We start from the raw sequence: 25,503 nt of genomic DNA, 5'->3' as shown, positions 1-25,503 counted from the left end.
TAGGCCGACCCGTCACCAGCGCCCGACCGCCACGGCACCCGACCGCCGGGGGTAGGCGGCCCGTCACCGGCACCCGACCTGGCACGACCTCCGACACCACACCCGACCGCCGGGGTGGGCGACCCGTCACCAGCACCGACCGCCGGGGGTAGGCGACCGTCACCGGCACCCGACCTGGCACGACATCCGACACCGCGCTCACCCTCCGGGGGCAGGCCGGCCCCTCACCGGCACCCGACCTGCCACAGCACCCGACACCACACCCGCCCCCCGGGGGCAGGCCGACCCCTCACCGGCACCCGACCTGCCACAGCACCCGACACCACACCCGCCCCCCGGGGGCAGGCCAGCCCCTCACCGGCACCCGACCTGCCACAGCACCCGACACCACACCCGCCCCCCGGGGGCAGGCCGGCCCGTCACCGGCACCCGACCTGCCACAGCACCCGACACCACACCCGACCGCCGGGGGCAGGCCGGCTGTCGCGGGTGACCGTCGGGTGCCGGCCGCGGCTTCCCGACGAGGTAGCCGTCATCGGCGCCCGCCCGGTCACGGGCCCGTCGTGAACGCCTGCTGGATGGGGCGTTCGTCGGCGAGGACGCGGCCCCTCGGCGGTTCGTCCAGTACCGCCCGGACGGCGGTGCACAGGTCCGGGGCGACGTGGTCGGCCCGGGCGGTCTCCTCGGGGCGGGTGTGCCCGTTCGGGACGAGGATGCCGTGGGCGCCCGCCCGGTGCGCGGCTTCGGCGCGCGCGGCGGTGGAGCCGATGACGACGAGTTCGGCGGGCCCGGTGCAGATCCGGCCGCCCGCCCACAGCAGCATGCCGGGCTGCGGCCTGCGGCAGTGACAGCCGTCGTCGGGGCCGTGCGGGCACACGGCGAACACGTCGAAGGGGCCGAGGAGTTCGTCGACGCGGCGCTGGACCCGGCGCACGTCGGCGTCGGTGAGCAGCCCGCGCGCGACACCCGGCTGGTCGGTGACGACACCGGTGCGGATGCCGCGCTCCCGCAGCAGCGCCAGCGCCTCGCGTGCGCCCTCGACGGGGCGTACGCGGTCGGGGTCGGCATTGTCCGGGACGTCCTCGACTAGTGTGCCGTCGCGGTCGAACAGCACGGCCTTCACCGGGCTCACGGGGTGACCTCCTCCTGCCAGGCGGGGGTGTGACGGTGGCGCCAGGCACCCGCCAGCCGGTGCCAGGTCGCGGTGGGCGGGATGAGCACGCTGGTGGCCAGCATCGTCGTGACCTCGTGGCGGGTGCGCGGGCCGGGGACGATGCGGGCGCGGGCGAACTCCGCCGTGCCGGCCGCCCAGCCGAGCGCGCAGGCCGTGGCGGCCCGGCCGTGCCCGGTGGCGGCGAGGGCGCAGGCGGCCACGCCCGCGGTCGTGATGGCCGCGTGGGTGCGGATCCGGCCGCGCGGCGCGACGGCCTTGTCCCACCAGTCGGGGCCGTGCAGATGCCGCATGAGGGCGTCGTCGGCGTTGCCGCGCTGCTGGCGCACGGACACCCAGCGGGAGGCGGAGTGCACGGGGTGGCGGGCGGTGCGGCGGCCCTGGCGGATGCGCCAGCCCGAGTCGAGGACCCGCAGCGCGAGGTCGGCGTCCTCGCGGAAGGCGCGCCGGAAGCGCTCGTCGAAGCCGCCGACCTGCTTGAGGACCTCGGTGCGGTAGGCCATGTCCGCGGTGACCCAGTGGGCCCGCACGAGTCCCGCGGTGCCGCGTTCCCAGTCGGTGGGGCGGCGTTCGCCGGGCAGCGGCACGGCGAGAACGCCCTGGACGCCCGCGGTGTCGGGGGACGCCTCGGCGAGGTCCTCGGCCAGCTGGCCGCACCAGCGGGCCCCCACCTGGACGTCGTCGTCGAGGAACACGGTCCACGGCGAACTCACGGCGCGCAGCCCGGTGTTGCGAGCGGCGGCGGGCCCACGACCGCCGCCGCCCAGCACGGTGGTCCGCTCCCGCAGGTCGCCGAGGACACTCAACGGGTGCCGCAGCGGCCCGGGTTCGGGGTCGGTCCGGTCGTCGACCAGGACGATCTCCTCGGGGCGCGGCCCGGTCGCGGCGGCGAGCGCGGCGAGACAGTCGGCGAGGGTGCCCGGCACGAGGGTGGGGATCACGACGGCGTACGAGGTCATACGGGCACTCCTCCCTCCGACGGCGTGCGCGGACTGCCGTGCTGGCGAGTGCCGCGGTACGGCTCCCCTCAAACACGGGCCCAGGCCGTCGGAGGGAACCTCGGCGCCTGTGACCGTGCGTATACACGCGATGCACAGCCCGCGTGACTTCCGGACACATCGCGTGACCGCACCTGAAGAGGTGGAGCGGGGCGAGGTGCACCGGTGACGCCCCGCGCGTTCCCTACGATCGTGCCGTGGCGAACTTCCAGCTCGAACGCACGGCCCCGCTCCCCCTCGACGAGGCGTGGCGGCGGATCACCCGGTGGCAGCGGCACGGTGACACGGTGCCGCTGACGGTGGTCGGGCCCGTACTGCACGAGCCGACACGCGAGGGCACCCTCGTCGTGGCCCGCTCGGGCCTGGGGCCGCTGGCCTTCGACGACCCGATGGAGGTCACCGTGTGGCAGCCGCCCGAGGGCGGGGCGGCGGGGATGTGCCGGCTGGAGAAGCGGGGCCGGGTGGTGCTGGGGTGGGCCGAACTCGAGGTGAGGCCCGGGCCGGGGGGCCGTACGCGGGTGATCTGGCGGGAGGAGATCCGGGTCCGGTTCCTGCCGTCCTTCTTCGACGGCGCGGTGGGGCGCTCCTCCCGGTACGTCTTCGGGCGGGCCCTGAACCACCTGCTCCGGCAGCCCTGACGCACCGGCCGCAGGCCCGTCGGCCCGGCCGCATGCGGGCGGACCGGGTCGGTGGCCTCAGGTCCCGGCCCGGTCCGCCCGACGGGCCTCAGGCCACCGACCCGATCCGCCCGACGGTGCCCGGGTCCGGCTCGTGGTGGATCGGTGTGTGTGCCCCGGTCAGGGAGACCCCGCTGCCGCCACGCCGTCCGGCGACGATCTCCGACGCGATCGACAGAGCCGTCTCCTCGGGCGTACGGGCCCCGAGGTCCAGGCCGATCGGCGAGTGCAACCGGCTCAACTCCATCTCGCTGACGCCGACTTCACGCAGCCGGGCGTTGCGGTCCAGGTGGGTGCGCCGGGAGCCCATGGCACCGACGTAGGCCACCGGCAGGCGCAGTGCCAGCTTCAGCAGGGGCACGTCGAACTTGGCATCGTGGGTCAGCACGCACAGGACCGTCCGGGCGTCGGTCTCCGTGCCTTCCAGGTAGCGGTGGGGCCAGTCGACCACGATCTCGTCGGCCTCGGGGAAGCGCGTCCGGGTCGCGAAGACCGGGCGCGCGTCGCACACCGTGACGTGGTAGCCGAGGAACTTGCCCATGCGGACCAGGGCGGAGGCGAAGTCGATCGCACCGAAGACGATCATGCGGGGGGCCGGGACCGAGGACTCGATCAGGACCGTGAGCGGTGCTCCGCAGCGTGAGCCCTGCTCGCCGATCTCCAGGGTGCCGGTGCGGCCGGCGTCCAGGAAGGCGCCGGCCTCGGCCGCGACCGTGCGGTCCAGTTCCGGATGGGCACCGAAGCCGCCCTCGCGGGAACCGTCGGAGCGGACCACCAGGGCCCGGCCCGTCAGTTCGCGCGGGCCCGACACGATCCGCGCCACCGCCGCCGCCTCCCCTCGGGCGGCGGCGGTGAGCGCGGCCCTGACCACCGGGCGGACCGGATCGGCGGCCCGTACCGGGGTGACCAGGATGTCGATGACGCCACCGCAGGTCAGGCCCACGGCGAAAGCGTCGTCATCGCTGTAACCGAAGCGCTCCAGGACGGTTTCGCCGTCCCGCAGCGCCTGCTCGCACAGTTCGTAGACCGCTCCCTCCACGCAGCCCCCGGAGACCGAGCCGATCGCCGTGCCCTCGGTGTCCACCGCGAGCGCGGCGCCGGGCTGCCGGGGCGCGCTGCCGCCGACGGCCACCACGGTGGCGACGGCGAAGTCACGGCCCTGCTCGACCCACCGGTTCAACTCCTCGGCGATGTCCAGCATCTGTCTCGAATCTCCTTGAGGTCGTGGAACGGGGCGGGCCGTCAGTGGACGCCCAGCCAGCTCTCGATCGGGTTGAGTGCGAAGTACACGAGGAACACCGCCGTGAGGATCCACATGAAGGCGCCGATCTCGCGCCACTTGCCCTGGGCGGTCTTGATGGCGACGTAGGAGATGACGCCCGCCGCGACACCGGTGGTGATGGTGTACGTGAACGGCATCAGCACGACCGTGAGGAACACCGGGACGGCGGTGGCGCGGTCGGCCCAGTCCACGTGCCGGGCGTTCATCAGCATCATGGCGCCGATGACGACGAGGGCGGCGGACGCGACCTCCTGCGGGACGATGGCCGTGAGCGGGGTGAAGAACAGGCAGGCCGCGAAGAACAGGCCGGTGACCACGGAGGCCAGGCCGGTGCGGGCGCCCTCGCCGACCCCCGTGGCCGACTCGATGAACACCGTCTGGCCGGAACCGCCGGACACGCCTCCGATCGCGCCGCCGGCCCCGTCGATGAACAGCGCCTTGGAAAGGCCCGGCATGCGGCCCTTGTCGTCGGCGAGCTCGGCCTCGGTGCCGACGCCGATGATGGTGGCCATCGCGTCGAAGAACCCGGCGAGCACCAGCGTGAAGACGATCATGCCGACCGTCATCGCGCCGACCTCGCCCCAGCCTCCGAACCGCACGTCCCCGAAGAGCGAGAAGTCGGGCATGGAGACGGCGCTGCCGTGCAGTTCGGGTGCGCCGCCCGCCCACTGCCGGGGGGCGATGACGCCGGCGGCGTTCAGGATCGCCGCGACGACCGTGCCGCCGACGATGCCGATGAGGATGGCGCCCGGGACGTTCCGGGCCTGGAGCATGAAGATCAGCAGCAGGGTCCCGGCGAAGAGCAGCACGGGCCAGCCGGCCAGTTCGCCCGCCGGGCCGAGGGCGAGGGGTGTGGCCTTGCCCTGGTGCACGAAGCCCGACTTGTAGAAGCCGATGAGGGCGATGAACAGGCCGATTCCCATGGTGATGCCGTGCTTGAGCGCGAGCGGGATCGCGTTCATGATCATCTCGCGCAGGCCGGTGACGACCAGCAGCATGATGACCGCGCCGTACATCACGCACATGCCCATCGCCTGCGGCCAGGTCATCTGGGGTGCGACCTGGGAGGCGAGCACTCCGGAGACGGAGAGGCCGGCGGCGAGCGCGAGCGGCACCTTGCCGACGAAGCCCATCAGCAGGGTGGTGAAGGCCGCCGCGAACGCCGTCGCGGTGATCAGGGCCGGCTGGGCGAGCGTGTCCCCGGCGACGTCCTTGCCGGACAGGATCAGGGGGTTGAGCAGGAGGATGTACGCCATCGCCATGAAGGTCGTGACGCCGCCGCGCACTTCACGGGCGACGCTGGACCCTCTGTGGGATATGTGGAAGTACCGGTCGAGCCAGGACCGACCGGCCGGGACGCGGGTACCTTCACCCGCGTCTTCGGCTGTGGCCCTCGGCTCCAGTGATTGCTGGGTCATGGGTGCCGTCTCCCAAGTTTCAAAGGGGGTTGGGATGTTCACGACCCGGGGGACGGCCCGAGACGAACAAGGAGACCTGGGGGACGAAGCCCCCCAGGGGGAGTGGCTGCTCAGCCCTCGGAGAGCTGTGTGCCGGTCAGGTGCTCGGGGCGGACCGGCGTCCTGTTCAGCTCCAGACCGGTCGCCGCGCGGATCGCCGCGAGGACCGCCGGAGTCGACGACAGGGTGGGGGCCTCACCGATGCCGCGCAGCCCGTACGGGGCGTGGTCGTCGGCGAGTTCGAGGACGTCGACCGGGATGGTCGGCGTGTCGAGGATGGTGGGGATCAGGTAGTCCGTGAAGGAGGGGTTCTTGACCTTCGCCGTCTTCGGGTCGACGACGATCTCCTCCATGACCGCCACGCCCAGTCCCTGGGTGGTGCCGCCCTGGATCTGGCCGAGCACCGACAGCGGGTTGAGCGCCTTGCCGACGTCCTGGGCACAGGCCAGTTCGATGACCTTGACCAGGCCGAGCTCGGTGTCGACCTCGACGACGGCCCGGTGCGCGGCGAAGGAGTACTGGACGTGCCCGTTGCCCTGGCCGGTGCGCAGGTCGAAGGGCTCGGTCGGCCGGTGCCGCCACTCCGCCTCGACCTCGACGACCTCGTCCTCGAGGACGTCGACCAGGCCGGAGAGGACCTCGCCGCCGTCGGTGACGACCTTGCCGCCCTCCAGGAGCAGTTCGGCCGTCGCCCAGGCCGGGTGGTAGGAGCCGAACTTGCGGCGCCCGATCTCCAGGACCTTCTCGCGCACCAGCTCGCAGGAGTTCTTCACCGCGCCGCCGGTGACGTACGTCTGCCGGGAGGCCGACGTCGAACCGGCGCTGCCCACCCGGGTGTCGGCCGGGTGGATGGTCACCTGCGTGACGCCCAGCTCGGTGCGGGCGATCTGCGCGTGGACGGTGACGCCGCCCTGGCCGACCTCCGCCATGGCGGTGTGCACGGTGGCGACGGGCTCGCCGGCGACGACCTCCATGCGGACCTTGGCGGTGGAGTAGTCGTCGAACCCCTCGGAGAAGCCGACGTTCTTGATGCCGACGGCGTAGCCGACGCCGCGTACGACGCCCTCGCCGTGCGTGGTGTTGGACAGGCCGCCCGGCAGCTGCCGTACGTCGGCGCCCTCGCTGGACTCCCACTGGCGCTCCGGCGGCATCGGCATCGCCTTGACGCGGCGCAGCAGTTCGGCGACGGGGGCCGGGGAGTCGACGGGCTGCCCGGTCGGCAGGAGCGTGCCCTGTTCCATGGCGTTGAGCCGGCGCAACTCCACCGGGTCCATGCCGAGCTTCGCGGCGAGCTTGTCCATCTGCGCCTCGTAGGCGAAGCACGCCTGGACCGCGCCGAAGCCGCGCATCGCGCCGCAGGGCGGGTTGTTGGTGTAAAGGGCGATGGCCTCGATGTCCACGTCCTCGACCACGTACGGGCCGACGGACAGGGAGGAGGCGTTGCCGACGACCGCCGGGGAGGCGGAGGCGTAGGCGCCGCCGTCCAGGACGATCCGGCACTTCATGTGGGTGAGCTTGCCGTCCTTGGTGGCCCCGTGCTCGTAGTGCAGCTTCGCGGGGTGGCGGTGGACGTGCCCGAAGAACGACTCGAACCGGTTGTAGACGATCTTGACGGGCTTGCCGGTGCGCAGGGCGAGCAGGCAGGCGTGGATCTGCATCGACAGGTCCTCGCGGCCGCCGAACGCGCCGCCGACGCCGGACAGCGTCATGCGCACCTTGTCCTCGGGCAGGCCGAGCACGGGTGCCATCTGGCGCAGGTCGCTGTGCAGCCACTGGGTGGCGATGTAGAGGTGGACGCCGCCGTCCTCCTCCGGCACGGCGAGGCCGGACTCGGGGCCGAGGAAGGCCTGGTCCTGCATGCCGAAGGTGTACTCGCCCTCGACGATGACGTCGGCCCGCTGCCGGGCGGCCGTGACGTCGCCGCGGACGATCGGCTGGCGGTGGACGATGTTCGGGTGCGGGACGTGGCCCGCGTGGTGGTCGTCGCGGTTCTCGTGGACGAGGAGCGCGTCCGGGGCGGTGGCGGAGGCCTCGTCGGTGATGACGGGCAGTTCGCGGTAGTCGACCTTGATCTTGGCGGCGGCCCGGCGCGCGGTCTCCGGGTGGTCGGCGGCGACGATGGCGACCGGCTCGCCGTGGTGGCGGACCTTGCCGTGGGCGAGGACCGGGGTGTCCTGGATCTCCAGCCCGTAGTTCTTCACGTCGGTGGGCAGGTCGTCGTACGTCATGACGGCGTACACGCCCGGCATGGCCAGGGCCTCGCCGGTGTCGATGGACACGATCTCGGCGTGTGCGACGGTCGAGCGCAGGATCTGCCCCCACAGCATGTCCTCGTGCCACATGTCGGACGAGTACGCGAACTCGCCGGTGACCTTGAGGGTGCCGTCGGGGCGGAGCGTGGACTCGCCGATGCCGCCCTTGGTCCGGGAGCCCTGGGTGATCTTCGTGGGGGTTCCGCTGGGGGAAGCCATGCTCAGACCGCCTCTGACTGCCGGGCGGCCGCGAGGCGGACCGCGTCCATGATCTTCTCGTAGCCGGTGCAGCGGCACAGGTTGCCCGACAGGGCCTCACGGATGTCCGCGTCGCTCGGCGTCGGGTTGCGCTCCAGCATCTCGTCGGCCGCGACCAGCAGTCCGGGCGTGCAGAAGCCGCACTGGACGGCGCCGGCGTCGATGAACGCCTGCTGGATCGTGGACAGCTCGGTGCCCTCACCGGTCTGCGAGTCGGTGCCCTTGGCCTCCCATGCCTGGGCGTTCTGCAACGACGTACCGCAGGCGCCCGACGCGCAACCGCCCTCGGCGCGCTGCTTGGCGAAGTCGGCGAGCCCCTCGACGGTGACGACCTCGCGGCCCTCCACCTGTCCGGCGGCGACCAGGCACGAGCACACCGGCACACCGTCCAGGCGGACCGTGCACGAGCCGCACTCGCCCTGCTCGCAGGCGTTCTTCGACCCGGGGAGGCCCATGCGCTCCCTCAGCACGTACAGCAGGGACTCGCCCTCCCACACGTCGTCGGCTTCCTGCGGACGGCCGTTGACCGTGAAGTTGACACGCATCACGCAGCTCCCTCGGTGAAGCGGCGGGTGCCGCGGTAGGACTCCCAGGTCCAGGTCAGTGTGCGGCGGGCCATGACGCCGACCGCGTGGCGGCGGTAGCTCGCGGTGCCCCGGACGTCGTCGATCGGGTTGCAGGCGGCGGAGCACAGGTCCGCGAACTGCTTGGCGACCGACGGGGTGACGATCTGCCCGTTGTCCCAGAAGCCGCCCTCCTCCAGCGCGGCGTTCAGGAACTCCTCGGCGGCCTTGGCCCGGACGGGTGTCGGGGCGGCCGAGCCGATGCCGGTGCGCACGGTCCGCGTCTCGGGGTGCAGCGCGAGCCCGAAGGCGCACACGGCGATGACCATCGCGTTCCTGGTGCCCACCTTGGAGAACTGCTGCGGCCCGTCGGCCTTCTTCACGTGCACGGCGCGGATCAGCTCGTCGGCCGCGAGCGCGTTGCGCTTCACACCGGTGTAGAACGCGTCGATCGGGATGAGACGGCTCCCGCGCACCGACTCGACCTCCACCTCGGCGCCCGCGGCGAGCAGGGCGGGGTGGGCGTCACCGGCCGGAGAGGCGGTGCCGAGGTTGCCGCCGACCCCGCCGCGGTTGCGGATCTGCGGGGAGGCGACCGTGTGCGAGGCGAGGGCGAGACCCGGCAGCTCGGCGCGCAGGTTCTCCATGATCTTCGTGTACGGCACGGAGGCACCCAGCCGCACGCTCTCCTCTCCGACCTCCCACTCGGAGAGGTCGCCGATGCGGTTCAGGTCCAAGAGGTACTCGGGCCGGCGGTGGTCGAAGTTGATCTCGACCATCACGTCGGTGCCACCCGCAATCGGCACAGCGGTGGGGTGCTCGGCTTTCGCGGCGAGCGCCTCCTCCCAGCTGGCGGGGCGAAGGAAGTCCATGACCGGCTCTCTTCTTCGTCTTCTCGTGGGGCGTTCAGATTGAGCCAATCCGTGTGCGGCGGTCCCGGCTCGTTCATGTGGTGTTTACGCGTAGTGGCCTCAGTACACAGCGCGCTGCGCCGAGCGAGTCAGTCACGGAAACCATGAAGGAGTTGGCTGGCCAGGACAGGCATCTTGTAGATTCGTATGAACGGAGGCCCTTGGAAACCTCCTCGTTCTCCTGTGGAAACGCGCGACACGGCCGCGTGACCTGGGACACAGCCGGGACGCGGTCCGGGGCCGACGGGCACCGCCCACCAGCCCGCCGAACAGGCGTTCCCCGCCTACCCCTCCAAGATCCACCATAGATTTCGAGACAAAGAACGGCGGCGACGAGAATGCGGCTGCGCGCACTGCTGGACACCGACGCGCTGGGCCTCAAGCTGCTCGGCGGCGAGGACGAGCTGGACCGCACCGTGCGGGGTGTGATGACCACCGACCTGCGCGACCCCAGCCGCTACCTGGGCGGCGGCGAACTCGTGCTCACGGGCCTGGCCTGGCGCCGGGACGCAGGCGACTCGGAATCGTTCGTCCGGATCCTGGTGCAGGCGGGTGTGACGGCGCTCGCCGCGGGCGAGGCCGAGCTCGGTGACGTGCCGGAGGACCTGGTCGTGGCCTGCGCCCGCCATCGTCTGCCGCTCTTCGCGGTGCACGAGTCGGTGGCGTTCGCGACGATCACCGAGCACGTCGTCCGGCAGGTCTCCGGCGAGCGCGCCGGAGACCTCGCGGCGGTGGTCGACCGCCACCGCCGCATGATGACCGCGGGCCCGGCGGGCGGCGGCCCCGACGTGGTCCTGGACCTGCTGGGCACGGACCTGGACCTGAGGGCCTGGGTCCTCTCCCCCACCGGCCGCCCGATCGCGGGCTCGAAGGCGGCGGGCCCCGCCCTGCCGGCCGAGACGTGCGCCCGGCTCGCCGGGGAGCACCTGGCCGCCACCCGCACGGGCCGCCGCGGCCCCCACCGCGTCGCCCTGGGCGCCACGACGTACTCCCTCTTCCCGGTCCGCTCCACGGGCCGCTCCCCGCAGCCGGCCCGGGACGTCCGCGAGACCGTCCTGTCGGACTGGCTGCTGGCAGTGGAGGCGGACGCCGGGGACTGGCCCGAGGAACGCCTGGACCTGCTGTACGGCGTCACCCAGCTGATCGCGGTCGAACGCGACCGCCGCGACGCGGCCCGCTCGGTCCGCCGCCGCCTGGCCCAGGAGGTCCTGGAACTGGTCCAGACGGGTGCCGCGCCCGCCGAGATCGCCGCCCGCCTGCGCGTGGCAGCGCCGGTGCTGCTGCCCGGTCTGGGCGCCGCGCCGCACTGGCAGGTGGTCGTGGCGCGCGTCGACTGGGAGGGCGGGGAGATCGAGGGCGGCCCGGTGGCCCAGGCCCTGCTGGAGGAGGTCCTCGTCGATCCGGCGGTCGCGGGACCGGAGCACTCCGACCGCATCGCGGTGGCCCACACGGGCGACGAGGCCATCGCCCTGGTCCCCCTCCCGGCCGTCTCGACGGAGCACGACGGCTCGGAGGCGGGCGTCCTCGCGGACACCCTCCTGGCATCGGTACGGGACCCCCTCACAGCCGGCCTGAACGACGACGGCCGGCTCACCCTGGGCGTCAGCGCGGCCGTCCACTCGGCGGAGGGTCTGCGCGGCGCGCTGGAGGAGGCCCGCCACGCCCGGCGCGTCGCCGCGGCCCGGCCGGGCCGGGTCTGTGCGGCGGGTCACCAGGAACTGGCCTCGCACGTCCTGCTGCTGCCCTTCGTCCCGGACGACGTCCGCCGGGCCTTCACGGCCCGCCTCCTGGACCCCCTGCGCGACTACGACCGCCGCCACCGCGCCGAGCTGATCCCGACGCTGGAGGCGTTCCTCGACTGCGACGGCTCCTGGACGCGCTGCGCCACCCGTCTGCACCTGCACGTCAACACGCTGCGCTATCGGGTCGGACGAATCGAGCAGTTGACGAGCCGTGACCTGTCACGCCTCGAGGACAAGCTGGACTTCTTCCTGGCACTGCGCATGAGCTGATACGCGGGGTGTCCGGGCGGCAAACCCGGGGCACTCCCGTGTCCCACGACTTTGTGAAATCCTTCACCCACCCCCTTGGCCCGGCACGCCGATTCATGCTGAGATGCCGCCACCACTCAACAGCTCGATGGCGTGCTCGGGGAGGGCAACGTGGCGCATACCGCCATGTCTGGTAACGGAACGACCGCCGGTGACGATCCCCTCCAGACCGCGGTATGGCGGCTGCGCTCCCGCGGATGCTGGGCCGACGCGGCAGCCCTGCTCCTGCCGTCCACACCGGCGGCGGCGCTCCAACGCGCGTCGCTCCTGGTGGAACGGTGTCTGTACACCGAGCAGGGCTGGGAGGAGGCCGAGGACGCGCTGCGCACGGCCGAGGCGATGGCCCACAGCGACGACGAACGGGGCGCGGCCGCTTGTGAACGCGGGTACTTGGCCTACGCGTCGACCCTGCTCGCGGTTCGGGACCGGGCCGACGAGGCACGGGCCGCGCTCGGCCGTGCGGCGGCGCTCGTCCCTCCGGGGGCTCCGGCGCGGGCCCTGCTCGACTTCCGGCGCGGGCTCCTGGCCGAGAACCTGACGAGCGCGCCCCAGGCCGCCCGCGCCGCGTACCGCCGTGCCCACGCGGGCGCGACGGCGCACTCCAACCCGCTGCTGCTGTCCTTCACCTGGCGTCACCTCGCCGGACTCGCCCTGCGGGAAGGGGAGTTGGCGGAGGCTCGGCACGGTTTCGCGGAGTCGCTGCGGATCCGGGAGGAGCTGGGCTACCTCGTCGGTACCGCACCGGCGTTGGTGTCCCTGGCCGACACCGAGACGGAGCCGGAGGCCTCCCGGCTGCGGGAGGAGGCCCGCCGGCTGTTCCGCCTGCTGGGCGGCGTACCGACCTGGCTGGCCCGCCAGTTGGCTCCGCCGGTTCCACCGGCTGCGACGGCTTGACACTCGGCGCCGGGGCGGCACGCAGAACGCTCCCGCACCCGCGGACGGCGAGAAGGGGCCGTGTCGGGGGGTGTCCGCCCGCAGCGGTTGGCGCGTCAACGAACAGTCAGTCGGCGTGAGACCCCATCGCGCCGTTCCGAGGACGGACACCCCCCGGCGCGGCCCCGACCCACCACCCCGCGCAAGGCGAAAGCCGCGCACCCCCACCCGGCGCAAGGCGAGAACACCCGGCACAAGGCGAAAACCGCGCACCCCCACCCGGCGCAAGGCGAAAACCGCGCAGCCCCACCCGGCGCAAGGCGAAGACCCGCACCCCCACTCGGCGCAAGGCGAAAACCGCGCACCCCCACCCGGCGCAAGGCGAAGACGCGCACCCCCACCGGGCGCCGGCCACCGCTCAACCCGCGGCAGCGGCCCCCGCGAAGTGCTCGCCCACCAGCGCCCGCACCACATCCAGATCCCGCGCGACCAGCGCGTCCAGCAACGCCGAGTGCTCATGCGCGTCCGCCAGCAGCTCGGCGCGCCCCCGGGCGCCCCGTCCACCCCCGACCAGCGGCCACTGCGCCCTGCGGTGCAGATCCTCCGCGATCTGGACCAGCTGCACGTTGCCCGACAGGGACAGCACGGCCCGGTGGAACCCCCGGTCGGACTCCGCGTAGGTCGCGCGGCAGCCCGAGGACGCCGCGCGGACCGTCGCCTCGGCGAGAGGTCGCAGCTCGGCCCAGCGTTCGGCGGGCACGTCACGGGCCAGCCGCAGCATCACCGGGACTTCGATCAGCGCCCGGACCTCGGCCAGTTCGGCCAGTTCCCGCACACCCCGCTCGACCACCCGGAACCCACGGTTCGGCACGACCTCGACGGCCCCTTCGAGGGCCAGTTGCTGCATGGCCTCCCGGACCGGCGTCGCCGACACCCCGAACCGCTCGCCCAGCACCGGCGCCGAGTACACCGCTCCGGGCCGCAGATCCCCCGCCACCAGCGCGGCGCGCAGCGCGTCCAGGATCTGCCCGCGCACCGAGGCCCGCTGGACCACCGGCCGCACCCGCGGAGCGACCGGCGCGGGCGGCTCACTGTGCGTGTGCTCGCCCCGCACCGCCCCGGCCTGCCGCGGCACGGCCGGAGCGTCCGACGCAACCGGACCGCCCGGCGCGGCCGCTCCCGCCGCCGACCACGGAGTCCCCGTTTCCGCGGAGCCCTGCGCCCCCTGCCTCACGGGTCCTCCTCCGGACGTATCGGTACTTGGCGTCATTGCGGTGGGTTGTTACTCGTCCGTCAAGCACCATAAGCGCCCCGGCCCCGAGTTCACATACTCGTTCAATTTTTCAAGATCTTCAGTAAGGTTAGGCTTACCTACAGGACCCTGCTTCATCCGACAGATCGGTGATCACATGCCTGCGCCCCTTTCGGCCGTCTCCGGCGCCTACGCCCGCCTGGCCGAGGTTCTCCCGGGGCTCGCCGTGACCGAACTGAGCGCAGCCGACGAGACCCCGGACGGCAGCGGCTGGACCCCCGCCGCCGGCCTCGCGGCCGCCGGCCCCTCCCTCGACCGCTTCCTGGCGTGGGACGTGGACCAGATCCGGCGGGACTACGGCACACAGGCCCGCCCCGACGTCGTCGCGAGCTTCGGCCTGCACCGCTACGCCTGGCCCGCCTGCCTCCTGATCACCGTGCCGTGGTTCCTGCACCGCCGAGTCCCCCGCTACCCGGTGACCCATGTCTCCTACGACCGCACCGCCCCGGGCCACGCCCTCGGGCACCTGGCCGTCCGCCCGGCCGGTTTCGCCTGCCTCCCCGGCGACGAGGCGGCCGCGCTGCCGGGCGCACGGGTCGTCCCCGACGAGGAGGCGCTGCGGGCGGAGGTCCGGGCCGCGGTCGCCGAGCACCTGGAACCGGTGCTGACCGGTTTCGGCCCCCGGATGCGACGCCGCGGGCGCGCCCTGTGGGGTATGGCGACCGACGAGATCGTCGAGGGGCTGTGGTACATCGCCCAGCTGCTCGGCGAGCTCGAGGAGCGGCGGGCGATGCGCGAGCTGGAGCTGCTCCTGCCGGGGGCGACCAAGCCGTACGTCGGCACGGCGGCGTTCCGGGAGCTGGCCGGACCGGGCGGCGAGCCGCTGCTCACCCGGGACCGCGCGAGCTGCTGCATGTTCTACACGCTGCGCCCGGAGGACACCTGCGCCACCTGCCCGCGCACCTGCGACACGGACCGCGTCACCAAGCTGCCGGCGACGGCCGGTTGAGGCACGGGCGATGCCCCGCGCAGCCCCCTCGCCGTCCCGTAAGATCATCGCGAAACCGGGCACCCGCATACCCTCAGGCGATTCACATCATCCTCACGTGTCACGGGAACTTTCCGGAGAACCACTCGTACGGGTAGTCTTGCTCGAACTCAACTCCCGAGCCTCAAGCGGCAGTTCGAGCAGAACGCTGCCTTTGGCATTCCCTTGCACTTCCTTGGCGGCCTCTTGCCCCGAAACCCCCTGAGGGTCGATGGGATTGGGCCACTATGGCGGGCGTTACGCCCTATCCCAATGCAAGGGACCACCCAGATGAGACTGACCGACATATCGCTGAACTGGCTGCTTCCGGGCGCCGTGCTTCTCCTGGGCATGCTGGCGGCGGTGGCGGTGCTCGCGCGCGGCAAGCGCTCCTCGGTCAAGGACACGAGCGCGGACGACTCCTGGGAGCGCAGCGAGGAACGCCGCAGACGCAAGGAAGCCCTCTACGGCACTCTCTCTTACCTCCTCCTCTTCTGCTGTGCGGCCGTCGCCGCCCTGCTCTCCTTCCACGGCCTGGTCGGCTTCGGCGAGCAGAACCTCGGACTGTCCGGCGGCTGGCAGTACCTCGTCCCGTTCGGCCTGGACGGCGCGGCGATGTTCTGCTCCGTCCTCGCGGTGCGCGAGGCCAGCCACGGTGACGCGGCGCTCGGCTCCCGGATACTCGTCTGGACGTTCGCCTTCGCCGCGGCCTGGTTCAACTGGGTGCACGCGCCCCGCGGCATCGGTCACGCGGGTGCCCCCCACTTCTTCGCGGGCATGTCCCTGTCGGCGGCGGTCCTCTTCGACCGCGCGCTGAAGCAGACCCGCCGCGCCGCACTGCGGGAGCAGGGCCTGGTGCCCCGTCCGCTGCCGCAGATCCGCATGGTGCGCTGGCTGCGGGCCCCCCGCGAGACCTACCGCGCCTGGTCGCTGATGCTCCTCGAAGGTGTGCGCAGCCTGGACGAGGCGGTCGACGAGGTGCGCGACGACAGGCGCAAGAAGGAAGAGACCCGGCAGCGGCGGCGCGACCAGCAGCGCGTGGAGCGGGCCCAGTTGAAGGCGCTCAGCCGCGGCCACCGCGGCCACTTCGGCCGGGGTGGCGGCCGGGAGCTGGAGGTGCAGGTGGAGCGCGGCTCCTCGCAGGCCTCCGCGGAGCCTGCCATATCCGCGCCGGAGCCCCTGCCCGTGCGCTCGCGTCCCTCCCTTCAGCCGGTGCGCAAAGGAGCTGACCCGGTGACCGTCGACCTCACCGCGGAGGACGACACCATGGCGCTGCCGCGTCTGGACTCCCTGGAGCGCAAGCTCAAGGACCTTGAGCAGCAGTTCGGTTAGCCGGGGCGTAGCGGAGCTGCGAGGGGGCGTGGCCTGCGGGCCGCGCCCCCTCGGCCGTCACGCCGCCCCGGCTCCCAGCTCGAACCAGACGGCCTTGCCCACGCCGTGCGGCCGGACGCCCCAGGCGTCAGCGAGGGACTCCACCAGGAACAGGCCCCTGCCGTTCGTGCCTTCGTCGGCGACCGGCAGGCGCACTCGGGGTCTGCGGGCGACGAAGTCCCGGACCTCCACCCGCAGTCCGCGGGGTCCGACGGTGGCCGTGAGGACCGCGTCGTGGTCGGTGTGGACGATCGCGTTGGTGACGAGCTCGCTGGTGAGCAGTTCGGCCACGTCGGACTGTCCTTGCTTCCCCCACTGCCCGAGCAGCTCCCGCAGGGCCCTGCGCGCTTCCGGGACGGCCCGCAGGTCCGCCCGTCCGAGTCGGCGCCTCAACTGCGGCGCCGGATCGTGTTCCGTGACATCGTCGGTCCTGTCCTCCACCGTCTTCGCCGAGAAGCCCCCGATCGCTATGGGACCGCCTCGTCGTGCCTGCCTCTCCATGACCCCCGCCCGCGCGCCGATGTCGGTTCCCCTCCTGCTCGAACACGTTCACGGGGATCCATGCCCCATCGGAAACGCGGCAGTCATGTCGGATGGTCAACGACCGGGTGTTCGGCCACCGGAACGCGGCGGGTGGCCCGGGCGGCGGGGCGCCGAGCGGTACGGCGAGGGAGGGAAGGGGGACAAGAGGGTACCCGGTCAGCGTCCCCGGACGGATCCTGACCGCCGGAGATCGGACGATGGGCCGACGGCCGGCTGCCGATCCCTGCGTACGCGGTGAAGGGCGGGGGCGACGTGCCCCCGTCCGGCGCACTCCGGTGAAGTTGGCCGAAGTACGACGGTCTTGACGGCCGGCGGAAACGGTACGGGGGCCGTCCTCCCCACCCCCGTGGCGGGAGGACGGCCCCGGTCTTCCGCCGGGCGCGGTCAGTACAGCTTGTTGACCGCCGTGGTCGTCGTCTTCTTGAAGGCGGCGACGGGGGCGTCGTCGAAGTCGCCCATCTGACCCCACCGCACGACGGTGACGGTCCTGCCGTCGCGCCCGACGGACAGCAGCGAGATGTCCGTGGCGCCCCACGACGTCTCGGTGTGCAGGCCGCGGACGCGGGCGCCCTCCTCGACCGGCAGGGTGCCGTAGTCCCGGCCCTCGGCCTGGACGTCGGGGTCGTTCTTCTCGATGCGGTCGGCGCAGGTGCGGATCAGGTCGTCGTAGTGCTTCGCCAGCGCCTTGGCCAGGGCGGCCGTGTCCGCCACGACGGTCAACTGCACGGCGTTGGTCTCCAGGTCGGTCCGGAACTCCCGGTGCCGGTAGTCGTAGGAGGGCACGCCCTCCGTGCTCACGCAGGAGCCGAGCCCCTCAGGGAACCCTTCGGTGACGGGGCCGGCCGTCCAGGCCGAGGTCGGGTGCGGCGGCAGCTGGGACGCCGAGAGGAACTTGGGTGCGGCGGCCTTCGGCGCGGCCCCGGCGGCCGGTGCCGTGAGGACCGTGCCCGCCGCGAGGGCGGCGACGGTGAGTGCGGTGAGCGCGCTCGCTCGGATGTGCTCGGGCATGGGTGTCCCCCGTGAGTGAATGCGTGGATGCCGGATGCCGCCCCGAGGCCGGCTGGTCGGCCCGGTCCTGGCCGGTGCGGCACCAAGAGCATCAGCGGTCCCACCGGGCGGATGCAACAGCCCGCGTCGGATCGGCCCCGGTGGAACCATCCCAGCCCATCTGACGTGCAGGTACATGGGGTGCCTGGGATGCCGTTCCGGGCCGGGTCGGGTCTGGGAGACGGGGGAACGGTGTCGGCACAGGACGACGTCGACGACGTCGGGGAGTTCGCGGCGCTGCTGAGGACGTTCAAGGAGCGCACGGACCGCAGTTACGGTTCGCTGGCCCGGCGCCTGGCCATGAACACCTCGACCCTGCACCGCTACTGCGCGGGCGACGCGGTCCCCGTCGACTTCGCCCCCGTGGAGCGCTTCGCCGCCCTGTGCGGGGCGTCCCCGGAGGAACGCCTGGAACTGCACCGCCGCTGGCTCCTTGCGGTGGCGGCGCGGCAACGGCCCCGAGCGGTGGGTACGGCCGGTACGGCGCAGGGGGGTGAGGCCGCCGCCGGGGCGGACGGACCGGAGCGGGCACCGGACGTCGTCGACGGTCTGACGAACGGCCCGGAATCCGCCCCGGAGGACGACGCGGCGTCCGCGCCCGTGGACGGCCCGGAATCCGCCCCGGAGGACGACGCGGCGTCCGCGCCCGTGGACGGCACGGCGTCCGCCCCGGTGGACGACGCGGTGGACGCCCCCGCGGAAGAACCCCCGCTCCCCCACCGCCCCTGGTACCGCCGCAGACGCGTCGCGGCCGGGCTGGCCGCCGTCTGTGCGGCGCTCGTGACCCTCGGGAGCCTCGCCGCGCTGCCGGACGATCGGCGTGCCACGACCGGCGACCGGACCCCTGCGGCCGGGCCCGCCCCGTCCGCTACGGCGGCGGCCGAAGCCCGGGACCGGAGGAGCGCCTCGCCCACCCCGAGTGACAGTTCCCCCACCACTCGGCGGCCCGCACCGTCCGCCACCCCGAAGCAGCCGAAGTCCTCCCCCTCGCCCTCCTCCCGCACCACCCCGCCCGCCGGCGGCTCCGCCGCCACCCCGCCCCTCACCTGGTCGGCCGACTCCCAGGCCTGGCAGCTCGGTTGCGCTCACGACTACGTCATCGCGAAGCCGCCCGCGCAGGTCCCACCGCCACCGGTCCCCCAGGACGCCGGGGTCTGGGCGGCGACGCAGAACGCGGTGCACGGCGGCGAGACGCTGGTACGGCTGACCGTGCAGGGGCGCACCGGCACAGCCGTCGTGCTGGAGGCGCTGCGTGTGCGCGTGGTGGGGCGGACGGCCCCGGCGCAGGGCAACGCCTATGCCATGGACCGGGGCTGCGGCGGTGCGGTCACCCCGCGTTCCTTCGACGTGAACCTGGACAAGGACCGCCCCATCGCCCGCTCGGTCGCCGGGAACGACACCGGTACGCCGATCCCGGCGGTGCGCATGCCGTACCGCGTCTCCGCCCAGGACCCCGAGGTGCTGCTGGTCAACGCCAGGACCCAGGCGTGCGACTGCCGCTGGTACCTGGAGCTGGACTGGTCCTCGCAGGGCCGCACGGGCACGGTCCGGATCGACGACGCCGGCCGCCCGTTCCGCACCAGCGGCATCAAGGGCCTGCCCCGCTACGTGTACGAGACGTCTGCGCGCCAGTGGGAGCCGTACCGCTAGGGCCTGTTCCTGGTTGTGGTCACGAGGCTGAGTCTGACGCAGCGTTCCACGCTATTGCGATCAAAGTGTTCGGTGCGTTGTTCTGCTCGTGGTGCGTCGTCACGGCGTCACCGTTCCGCGACCTGCATTCATAAGCTGGTACTTATCAACCGGCGGGAATGATGGCTGATCACGGCACCTGACAACGGTGCGCTCGGACTGAAAGTATCCGAGCACCGCACCGAGAGGGCCGACAGAGGGTGGAAACACCATCTCTTTCACAGGTTCTCATTCGGGCACCGCGTGATCGAAAAGGAGATGTCTTGCCCGCCATTCGGAAGACCATGCTCACGGTTGCGGCTCTGGCCGGAATCGTCATCGCCACCCAGCCGGCCTTCGCCCAGCCCCAGGCAAGCGGCAGCTGGCGCGCCTACAGCGACACCGACTTCGAGGGTCCGGACACGACGTTCTCCGGGGAGGTGGGGGCATGTAAATACGTCGGCGACAACTGGAACGACAGGACCCGGTCCGCCAAGTCGTCGAGCGCCACCACCAGGGTGGAGTTGTGGGACAACTCCGACTGCACCGGTGGCTCGATCGTCATCGACGGATCCGGCTACTACGCGATCGGTGCGTGGGTCAGCGGCTACCGGGTCACGAGCGTCTAGCGGGAACGCGACGGGGGGCGGCCCGCCGGCGAAGCCGGCTGACCGCCGCCGGTTCCCGCCTCCCGCTCACCGGCCGCCCACCTCCTGTAGTCCGCAGCTGCGGGTGGCGCTGCGGGCGGCTTGCCGGATGGCGGTGATGGCGGGCTCGTCACGGCGCTCGGCCAGCCAGAGCAGGGCTGACGTGCAGGGCGGCAGGTCCCTGACATCGACGTAGCGAACGCCTGGACGGGGAAACAGGTCGCGGGCCGCGGCCGGCAGGAAGGCCATGGCTTTCCCCCGGGCCACGGTGTGCAGCAGCGTCTCCATGTCCGTGACGACGGGCCCGTACCGCGCGGGGCTGCCGTCAGGGCGGGGATCGACGGCCCAGAACTCCCTCCAGGCGCGCGGCACCTGCGCGGGCCAGTCGACCACGGGATGGCCGGCGAATTGGGCGAGAGTGGTGTCGGCCTGCCGGGCCAGGGGACCGTCGGCCGGAAGACACGCCACCCGGGGCTCGGTGGCCAGATGCTGTTGCTCGATGCCCTCCGGCACAGGAGGGCGCCCGAACACCACGTCGACTTCCTTGTCCTGCAGGGCGGCAGCGAACCGGTAGGCGTCCAGGGTGACCATGTGCACCGTCAGCAGCGGGTGGCCTTCCTCCTGCAGGGCCCGCAGCGCGGCGTGCGTATGAGGCATGGCGGCCTCCGCTCCGACGGTCCCCACGACGAGCCGGCCCGAGACGCGACGCACCTGCGAATCGGCGGTGCGGCGCAGCTGCACCATGGCGTCGACCGCCGCCCTGGCCGCGGGGAGCAGCATCCGCCCGGCGTCTGTCAGATCGACCATCCGGTTGGTGCGCTCGAACAAGCGCACCCCCAGGCGTTTCTCCAGGCCACGAATCTGCTGGCTCAACGCGGACTGGGTGATGAAAAGAGAGGCGGCAGCGCGCCCGAAATGGAGCATTTCCCCGAGAACGATGAACAAGCGTAATTGGTGAATGCTGGGCTCAGGCTCACTGCCTGTAGTTATCGACACCACACCGAACCAGCGAATCGAAGGAGACCGGGAAAGTGAAGAAGCGTATGTGGGGGGCGGTACTGGCGGCTGCTTTCACCAGCATTCTGGTCACCGCGCCGACGGCGTCTGCGGCACCCGATCCGGAAGGCTGCGCCAAGGGCAATTTCTGCGTGTACAGCAACGCCAATTTCACGGGGCTGGTGCTGCGCAGCGGCGGCGACTGGTCCGGGAGCGTTCCGTTCCGCTCCATTTTCAACAACGGCGTGCCCTATCCGGGTCTGGACCACATCGAGGTCCACTGGAACTGGGCGGGGGACACGACCCGGGTCCAGTGCCTGCACTACAACCCCGACCCGAATGGCCACTCGATGGTCGCGGACTATCCGGGAGCCCAGGCCTACGTCACGAAGGTGCGGTGGCGGGGCGAGTGCTGACGCCTCATCGGGCCGGCCCTCCTCGCTCGGCATGACGCTCCTTGCGGCTGGACTGGTGGGGGTGTGCTCACGCCCCCACCAGGCTAGGAGGATGCCGAGCGGGCGGGTCCTGACAGATGTCAGGGCCGGGGCACGTTGCGCAGGTTGGAGCGGGCCATCTGCAGCATCCGGCCGACCCCGCCGTCCAGCACCATCTTCGAGGCGGACAGGGCGAACCCGGTCACCATCTCGGCCTTGATCTTAGGCGGGATGGACAGCGCGTTGGGGTCGGTGACGACGTCGACGAGAGCGGGCCCCTTGTGCTTGAAGGCGTCCTTCAGCGCCCCGGGAAGGTCCTTGGGCTTCTCGACGCGCACCCCGTACGCACCGCAGGCACGGGCGACGGCGGCGAAGTCGGGGTTCTTGTTCGCGGTGCCGTACGACGGGAGGCCGGCCACCAGCATCTCCAACTCGACCATGCCGAGGGAGGAGTTGTTGAACAGTACGACCTTCACGGGCAGGTCGTACTGCACCAGCGTCAGGAAGTCGCCCATCAGCATGGAGAAGCCGCCGTCGCCGGACATCGACACGACCTGCCGCTTGCGGTCGGTGAACTGGGCGCCGATCGCCATGGGCAGCGCGTTCGCCATCGAGCCGTGGGAGAAGGAGCCGATGACCCGGCGGCGGCCGTTGGGTGAGATGTAGCGGGCGGCCCAGACGTTGCACATACCGGTGTCGACGGTGAACACGGCGTCGTCAGAAGCCACTTCGTCGAGCACGGACGCCACGTACTCGGGGTGGATCGGCGTGTGCTTCTCGACCTTGCGGGTGTACGCCTTGACCACCCCCTCCAGCGCGTCGGCGTGCTTCTTCAGCATCCGGTCGAGGAAGCGGCGGTTCTTCTTCTCCTTCACCCGCGGGATCAGACAGCGCAGCGTCTCCCGTACGTCGCCCCACACCGCGAGGTCCAGCTTCGAGCGGCGGCCGAGGTTCTCGGGCCGGACGTCGACCTGGGCGATCTTCACGTCGTCGGGGAGGAAGGCGTTGTAGGGGAAGTCGGTGCCGAGCAGGATCAGCAGATCGCACTCGTGGGTGGCCTCGTAGGCGGCGCCGTAACCCAGCAGGCCGCTCATGCCGACGTCGAAGGGGTTGTCGTACTGGATCCACTCCTTGCCGCGCAGGGCGTGCCCGACCGGGGACTTGATCTTCCCGGCGAACTCCATGACCTCGGCGTGCGCTCCGGCGGTGCCGCTGCCGCAGAAGAGGGTGACCTTGCCGGCCTCGTCGATCATCTCGACGAGCCGGTCGATCTCGGCGTCGCCCGGGCGGACCGTCGGGCGGGAGGTCACCAGGGCGGTCTCTGCGGCCTTTTCCGGGGCGGGCCGGTCGGCGATGTCGCCGGGCAGGGTGACGACGCTGACGCCGCTGCGGCCGACGGCGTTCTGGACGGCGGTCTGCAGAAGCCGCGGCATCTGCTGCGGGCTGGAGATCATCTCGCTGTAGTGGCTGCACTCGGCGAACAGCCGGTCTGGGTGGGTCTCCTGGAAGTAGCCGAGGCCGATCTCGCTGGACGGGATGTGCGAGGCGAGGGCGAGGACCGGGGCCATGGAGCGGTGGGCGTCGTAGAGGCCGTTGATGAGGTGGAGGTTGCCGGGGCCGCAGGAGCCGGCGCAGGCGGCGAGACCGCCGGTGATCTGCGCCTCGGCACTGGCGGCGAAGGCGGCGGTCTCCTCGTGCCGGACGTGGATCCAGTCGATGGCGGAGTTGCGGCGGACGGCGTCGACGATCGGATTGAGGCTGTCGCCGACGACCCCGTAGAGCCGTCTGACTCCGGCGCGGGTCAGGATGTCGACGAACTGTTCCGCGACGTTCTGTTTGGCCATGGTTGTCGTCTGCCCCTTCGGTCTCCTGGGATCCCTCCGGGTTCCATCAAGTCACACGGCTCGCGCTCACGCCTCCCACACGGCGGCGGCCGTACGGTCGTCCGCATAACCCTTGACCCGTACTTGGGAGTCGGCGAGGAACGCGGCGAGGCCGGGCGGATCGGGGCGGGACCACCGCTCGGCGAGGTACTCGCCCAGTTCGGGCTCGCCGCGCAGGGGCTCGGCGAGGCCACCGCTGCACATCAGGAGCGTGTCACCCGGGCGGGCGACGGAGGTACGGAAGCGGAAGGGCTCGCGGGGCGGCTCCGGGGCCGGTTCGTAGGGGCTGGGCGGGGTGGGGATGCCCAGGTCCATGGTGAGCCGGTCGCCCTCGGGGGTCTCGGAAGGCGGCGAGCCGAAGCTGAGGACGGGGTCGCCCTTGACCTCGGCGACCTGCGGTTCGATGTCCTGCCACTCCCCCTCGCGCAGCCGGAACAGTCCGCCCGGTCCGACCCCGAAGAACACCCGTGTCCGGCACCCGGGGTCGGCCGACAGCAGCAGACAGCGCAGGCTGGCCGCGTACTCCCCGGGGTCGACGCCCTGCTCGGAGGCGCTGGCCCGCAGCTTTCCGAGACTGCGGTCGGTGAGCCGGTGCAGCCCTGACTTCAGGTCGCCGCGCCGGCCGTCCCTTATGTCCTCGACCAGCCGTGCGTGGCTGCGCCCGACCGCTCGCCCGATCCAGTGACAGGCCTCGGCGGCGGCCCGGTGCGCCCCGGGCCTGGCCCGGGCGCCGGTCGCCATCGCCACCAGCAGCAGCGCGTGTTCCCCCGTGCCGAACCGGGCGGTGAGCAGCGCGTCCCTGCGGGGTTCTCCGCGATACCGCGCGGAGTCCCCCCGCAGCGAGACGGCCCGCACCGTACAGGCCCCGTAACGGGCCCCGTCCAGCACGGTGTCCGCCACGAGATCGTCGAGATCGTCCGGATCGGCGGCCGGGAGGGCGGTGGGTTCGGCGTCGTACGTGGGTGGTCGCGTGCCGACGTGACCACGCGACCGCGAGACGGGCGCGGGGCGCTCGATCCGGGGGCTGTGCTCGTCCGGAGAGGGGTCGGTGGCCGGGGGCGAGGGCACGTCGGGCGGCGACTCGGCGGGCGGCGCGGGCACGGACGGCGGCTCTTCGCGCGGTGCGGCCACGGACGGCGGCTCGACGGGGCGCGGCGGGGCGGCTCCGGCCGACGCCGGCGGTCGGGACGCCGACTCGCGGGGTTGGGTGGCCGGGGGTGCCGCGGCGGCGCCCGCAGCCGGGTGGGTCTCGGGGTTCGGCCAGGTCGGAGGGGTTGCGGGCGGGGGCGGGACCCGGGGCGTCCGCACGTCGGGAACCGTCGGCGCAGGCGGCGGTCCGGAGCTCTCCGAGGCCGGGTCGAAGGCGCCCGGGCGCTCCTCGGAGGGCGCGGGGGTGGGGGTCCGGTCGGCCCGCTGCGGTGGGCGCGCCGTGGTAGGGAAGCTGGTCGGCCCGGTGGGGCCGGGTGGTCGTGGCTCCCAGGGCGCGCGCTGCGGGGGCCTGCCGTTCGGGCGGCGGGTGTCCGGCATGTCGTCGGTCCCGGCCCGGGGCGCCGGGACCACCGGCTCCACTCCGAAGCCCCGCCCCACCGGCCGGTCCGAGGAGCCCGGCCGGTCCGAGGGCGCCGGCCGGTCCGAGGGCGCCGGCCGGTCCGAGAGGTTCGACTGCTCCGAGAAGGCCGGCCGGTCCGGGGGCGCCGGCCGGTCCACAGGGTTCGGCCGGTCCATAGGGTTCGGCCGGTCCGCAGGGTTCGGCCGGTCCGCAGAGGCCCGTCGGTCCGGGGAACCGGTTCGCGCCTCCGCCGGGCCTCCCACTGCCCCCGATGCCGACGCGAAGCGGTCGTCGAGGGAATCCCGCGCCGGTGCGGGGCCTGTGTCATCGGTGGAGTCGTCGTACAACTCCCTCCACCAGTCGTCCTCGCGACCGGTGGGCCTTCCCCCCTGCTGGCTCATGCCCGTAATTGTCCACCGCACGAGCCGGATGAAAACGGGGCTTGTGGAAAAAACCGGCCCACCGAGGGGCGGTGAACGGCACGTCGAGTGAGCCGTAGAACGGTCATGCGAAATACGGATCCCGGCCCGGCGCGCGCGGCTGACCTGCGGGTCTGAGCTCCGGCCACGCTTCTGACCTGCGCGTTCTTCGGT

Annotated in this window: 21 protein-coding genes; 8 read left to right on the top strand and 13 right to left on the bottom strand. The window is 72.5% G+C overall.

What is annotated here, in order from left to right; translation table 11 throughout:
* Positions 1–550: 550 nt before the first annotated feature.
* Both ACFCXS_RS27295 and ACFCXS_RS27290 read right to left on the bottom strand, forming a co-directional pair.
* Entirely contained in the window at positions 551–1,132 is a 582-nt protein-coding gene (locus ACFCXS_RS27295) for a D-glycero-alpha-D-manno-heptose-1,7-bisphosphate 7-phosphatase (protein WP_376645974.1), read from the bottom strand.
* Positions 1,129–2,130 carry a glycosyltransferase gene (locus ACFCXS_RS27290; protein ID WP_376645973.1) on the bottom strand — a complete coding sequence of 334 codons (1,002 nt, stop codon included), beginning with the start codon at positions 2,128–2,130 and terminating at the stop codon, positions 1,129–1,131. Before ACFCXS_RS27290 ends, ACFCXS_RS27295 begins: the two co-directional genes overlap by 4 nt.
* Positions 2,131–2,366: 236 nt before the next feature.
* On the opposite strand from ACFCXS_RS27290, the gene ACFCXS_RS27285 reads away from it, so the two are divergent.
* Positions 2,367–2,807 carry an SRPBCC family protein gene (locus tag ACFCXS_RS27285; RefSeq protein WP_376645972.1) on the top strand — a complete coding sequence of 147 codons (441 nt, stop codon included), beginning with the start codon at positions 2,367–2,369 and terminating at the stop codon, positions 2,805–2,807.
* A gap of 88 nt (positions 2,808–2,895) precedes the next feature.
* Here ACFCXS_RS27285 and ACFCXS_RS27280 read toward each other — a convergent pair whose 3' ends face one another.
* The 5 genes from ACFCXS_RS27280 to ACFCXS_RS27260 form a co-directional block, all read right to left on the bottom strand.
* Positions 2,896–4,047: an XdhC family protein gene (locus tag ACFCXS_RS27280; protein WP_376645971.1), complete on the bottom strand. Its 1,152-nt coding sequence runs from the start codon at positions 4,045–4,047 to the stop codon at positions 2,896–2,898.
* 41 nt (positions 4,048–4,088) lie between these two features.
* Positions 4,089–5,546, bottom strand: a complete 1,458-nt coding sequence (locus tag ACFCXS_RS27275) for an NCS2 family permease (protein WP_376645970.1) — start codon at positions 5,544–5,546, stop codon at positions 4,089–4,091.
* A gap of 110 nt (positions 5,547–5,656) precedes the next feature.
* Entirely contained in the window at positions 5,657–8,056 is a 2,400-nt protein-coding gene (locus ACFCXS_RS27270; RefSeq protein WP_376645969.1) for a xanthine dehydrogenase family protein molybdopterin-binding subunit, read from the bottom strand.
* A 2-nt stretch (positions 8,057–8,058) separates the two neighbouring features.
* On the bottom strand, positions 8,059–8,640 hold the full coding sequence (locus ACFCXS_RS27265; protein ID WP_376645968.1) for a (2Fe-2S)-binding protein: 582 nt from the start codon (positions 8,638–8,640) through the stop codon (positions 8,059–8,061).
* Complete coding sequence (locus ACFCXS_RS27260) at positions 8,640–9,530, bottom strand: FAD binding domain-containing protein (protein WP_376645967.1); 891 nt, start codon at positions 9,528–9,530, stop codon at positions 8,640–8,642. Before ACFCXS_RS27260 ends, ACFCXS_RS27265 begins: the two co-directional genes overlap by 1 nt.
* A 377-nt stretch (positions 9,531–9,907) precedes the next feature.
* Between ACFCXS_RS27260 and ACFCXS_RS27255 the strand changes: the two genes are divergently transcribed.
* Entirely contained in the window at positions 9,908–11,581 is a 1,674-nt protein-coding gene (locus ACFCXS_RS27255; protein WP_376645966.1) for a PucR family transcriptional regulator, read from the top strand.
* A gap of 165 nt (positions 11,582–11,746) precedes the next feature.
* Positions 11,747–12,514, top strand: coding sequence for a hypothetical protein (locus ACFCXS_RS27250; protein ID WP_376645965.1), 768 nt, complete (start codon positions 11,747–11,749; stop codon positions 12,512–12,514).
* Between the two features lie 397 nt (positions 12,515–12,911).
* On the opposite strand, the gene ACFCXS_RS27245 is transcribed toward ACFCXS_RS27250, so the two are convergent.
* Entirely contained in the window at positions 12,912–13,727 is an 816-nt protein-coding gene (locus ACFCXS_RS27245) for a GntR family transcriptional regulator (RefSeq protein ID WP_376645964.1), read from the bottom strand.
* 175 nt (positions 13,728–13,902) lie between these two features.
* On the opposite strand from ACFCXS_RS27245, the gene ACFCXS_RS27240 reads away from it, so the two are divergent.
* The gene (locus ACFCXS_RS27240; protein ID WP_376645963.1) at positions 13,903–14,754 is read left to right on the top strand and encodes a (2Fe-2S)-binding protein; all 852 of its coding nucleotides are present in this window, start codon (positions 13,903–13,905) and stop codon (positions 14,752–14,754) included.
* Between the two features lie 309 nt (positions 14,755–15,063).
* Positions 15,064–16,104: a DUF2637 domain-containing protein gene (locus ACFCXS_RS27235; RefSeq protein ID WP_376645962.1), complete on the top strand. Its 1,041-nt coding sequence runs from the start codon at positions 15,064–15,066 to the stop codon at positions 16,102–16,104.
* Positions 16,105–16,161: 57 nt separating this feature from the next.
* Here ACFCXS_RS27235 and ACFCXS_RS27230 read toward each other — a convergent pair whose 3' ends face one another.
* Together ACFCXS_RS27230 and ACFCXS_RS27225 are read right to left on the bottom strand one after the other, a co-directional pair.
* Entirely contained in the window at positions 16,162–16,644 is a 483-nt protein-coding gene (locus ACFCXS_RS27230) for an ATP-binding protein (RefSeq protein WP_376645961.1), read from the bottom strand.
* Positions 16,645–17,070: 426 nt separating this feature from the next.
* Positions 17,071–17,694, bottom strand: coding sequence for a hypothetical protein (locus ACFCXS_RS27225; protein ID WP_376645960.1), 624 nt, complete (start codon positions 17,692–17,694; stop codon positions 17,071–17,073).
* Between the two features lie 231 nt (positions 17,695–17,925).
* Here ACFCXS_RS27225 and ACFCXS_RS27220 point away from each other — a divergent pair, with 231 nt between their 5' ends.
* Both ACFCXS_RS27220 and ACFCXS_RS27215 read left to right on the top strand, forming a co-directional pair.
* On the top strand, positions 17,926–19,383 hold the full coding sequence (locus ACFCXS_RS27220; protein WP_376645959.1) for a helix-turn-helix domain-containing protein: 1,458 nt from the start codon (positions 17,926–17,928) through the stop codon (positions 19,381–19,383).
* Positions 19,384–19,685: 302 nt separating this feature from the next.
* Positions 19,686–20,030, top strand: coding sequence for a peptidase inhibitor family I36 protein (locus ACFCXS_RS27215; protein WP_376645958.1), 345 nt, complete (start codon positions 19,686–19,688; stop codon positions 20,028–20,030).
* A 66-nt stretch (positions 20,031–20,096) separates the two neighbouring features.
* Here ACFCXS_RS27215 and ACFCXS_RS27210 read toward each other — a convergent pair whose 3' ends face one another.
* On the bottom strand, positions 20,097–21,044 hold the full coding sequence (locus ACFCXS_RS27210) for a LysR family transcriptional regulator (protein WP_376646086.1): 948 nt from the start codon (positions 21,042–21,044) through the stop codon (positions 20,097–20,099).
* Between the two features lie 35 nt (positions 21,045–21,079).
* On the opposite strand from ACFCXS_RS27210, the gene ACFCXS_RS27205 reads away from it, so the two are divergent.
* Complete coding sequence (locus tag ACFCXS_RS27205) at positions 21,080–21,460, top strand: peptidase inhibitor family I36 protein (RefSeq protein ID WP_376645957.1); 381 nt, start codon at positions 21,080–21,082, stop codon at positions 21,458–21,460.
* A gap of 119 nt (positions 21,461–21,579) precedes the next feature.
* Here ACFCXS_RS27205 and ACFCXS_RS27200 read toward each other — a convergent pair whose 3' ends face one another.
* Both ACFCXS_RS27200 and ACFCXS_RS27195 read right to left on the bottom strand, forming a co-directional pair.
* Positions 21,580–23,322 (bottom strand): pyruvate dehydrogenase, encoded by a 1,743-nt coding sequence (locus ACFCXS_RS27200; RefSeq protein WP_376645956.1) that lies wholly within the window; start codon positions 23,320–23,322, stop codon positions 21,580–21,582.
* Between the two features lie 66 nt (positions 23,323–23,388).
* Positions 23,389–24,378: a protein phosphatase 2C domain-containing protein gene (locus ACFCXS_RS27195; RefSeq protein ID WP_376646085.1), complete on the bottom strand. Its 990-nt coding sequence runs from the start codon at positions 24,376–24,378 to the stop codon at positions 23,389–23,391.
* Positions 24,379–25,503: the final 1,125 nt, after the last annotated feature.

Source organism: Streptomyces sp. NPDC056373 (genome assembly GCF_042262425.1).
In the GTDB taxonomy this organism is placed as follows: Bacteria; Actinomycetota; Actinomycetes; order Streptomycetales; family Streptomycetaceae; genus Streptomyces.
The sequence above is the reverse complement of the archived record's forward strand: the minus strand, read 5'-3'. Positions and strand labels throughout refer to the sequence as shown.

Coding starts and splice junctions, on each gene's coding strand:
- ACFCXS_RS27200 (WP_376645956.1), bottom strand. CDS start 23,322: ATGGCCAAACAGAACGTCGCGGAACAGTTCGTCGACATCCTGACCCGC.
- ACFCXS_RS27260 (WP_376645967.1), bottom strand. CDS start 9,530: ATGGACTTCCTTCGCCCCGCCAGCTGGGAGGAGGCGCTCGCCGCGAAA.
- ACFCXS_RS27280 (WP_376645971.1), bottom strand. CDS start 4,047: ATGCTGGACATCGCCGAGGAGTTGAACCGGTGGGTCGAGCAGGGCCGT.
- ACFCXS_RS27250 (WP_376645965.1), top strand. CDS start 11,747: ATGTCTGGTAACGGAACGACCGCCGGTGACGATCCCCTCCAGACCGCG.
- ACFCXS_RS27240 (WP_376645963.1), top strand. CDS start 13,903: ATGCCTGCGCCCCTTTCGGCCGTCTCCGGCGCCTACGCCCGCCTGGCC.
- ACFCXS_RS27290 (WP_376645973.1), bottom strand. CDS start 2,130: ATGACCTCGTACGCCGTCGTGATCCCCACCCTCGTGCCGGGCACCCTC.
- ACFCXS_RS27270 (WP_376645969.1), bottom strand. CDS start 8,056: ATGGCTTCCCCCAGCGGAACCCCCACGAAGATCACCCAGGGCTCCCGG.
- ACFCXS_RS27235 (WP_376645962.1), top strand. CDS start 15,064: ATGAGACTGACCGACATATCGCTGAACTGGCTGCTTCCGGGCGCCGTG.
- ACFCXS_RS27225 (WP_376645960.1), bottom strand. CDS start 17,694: ATGCCCGAGCACATCCGAGCGAGCGCGCTCACCGCACTCACCGTCGCC.
- ACFCXS_RS27230 (WP_376645961.1), bottom strand. CDS start 16,644: ATGGAGAGGCAGGCACGACGAGGCGGTCCCATAGCGATCGGGGGCTTC.
- ACFCXS_RS27255 (WP_376645966.1), top strand. CDS start 9,908: ATGCGGCTGCGCGCACTGCTGGACACCGACGCGCTGGGCCTCAAGCTG.
- ACFCXS_RS27275 (WP_376645970.1), bottom strand. CDS start 5,546: ATGACCCAGCAATCACTGGAGCCGAGGGCCACAGCCGAAGACGCGGGT.
- ACFCXS_RS27265 (WP_376645968.1), bottom strand. CDS start 8,640: ATGCGTGTCAACTTCACGGTCAACGGCCGTCCGCAGGAAGCCGACGAC.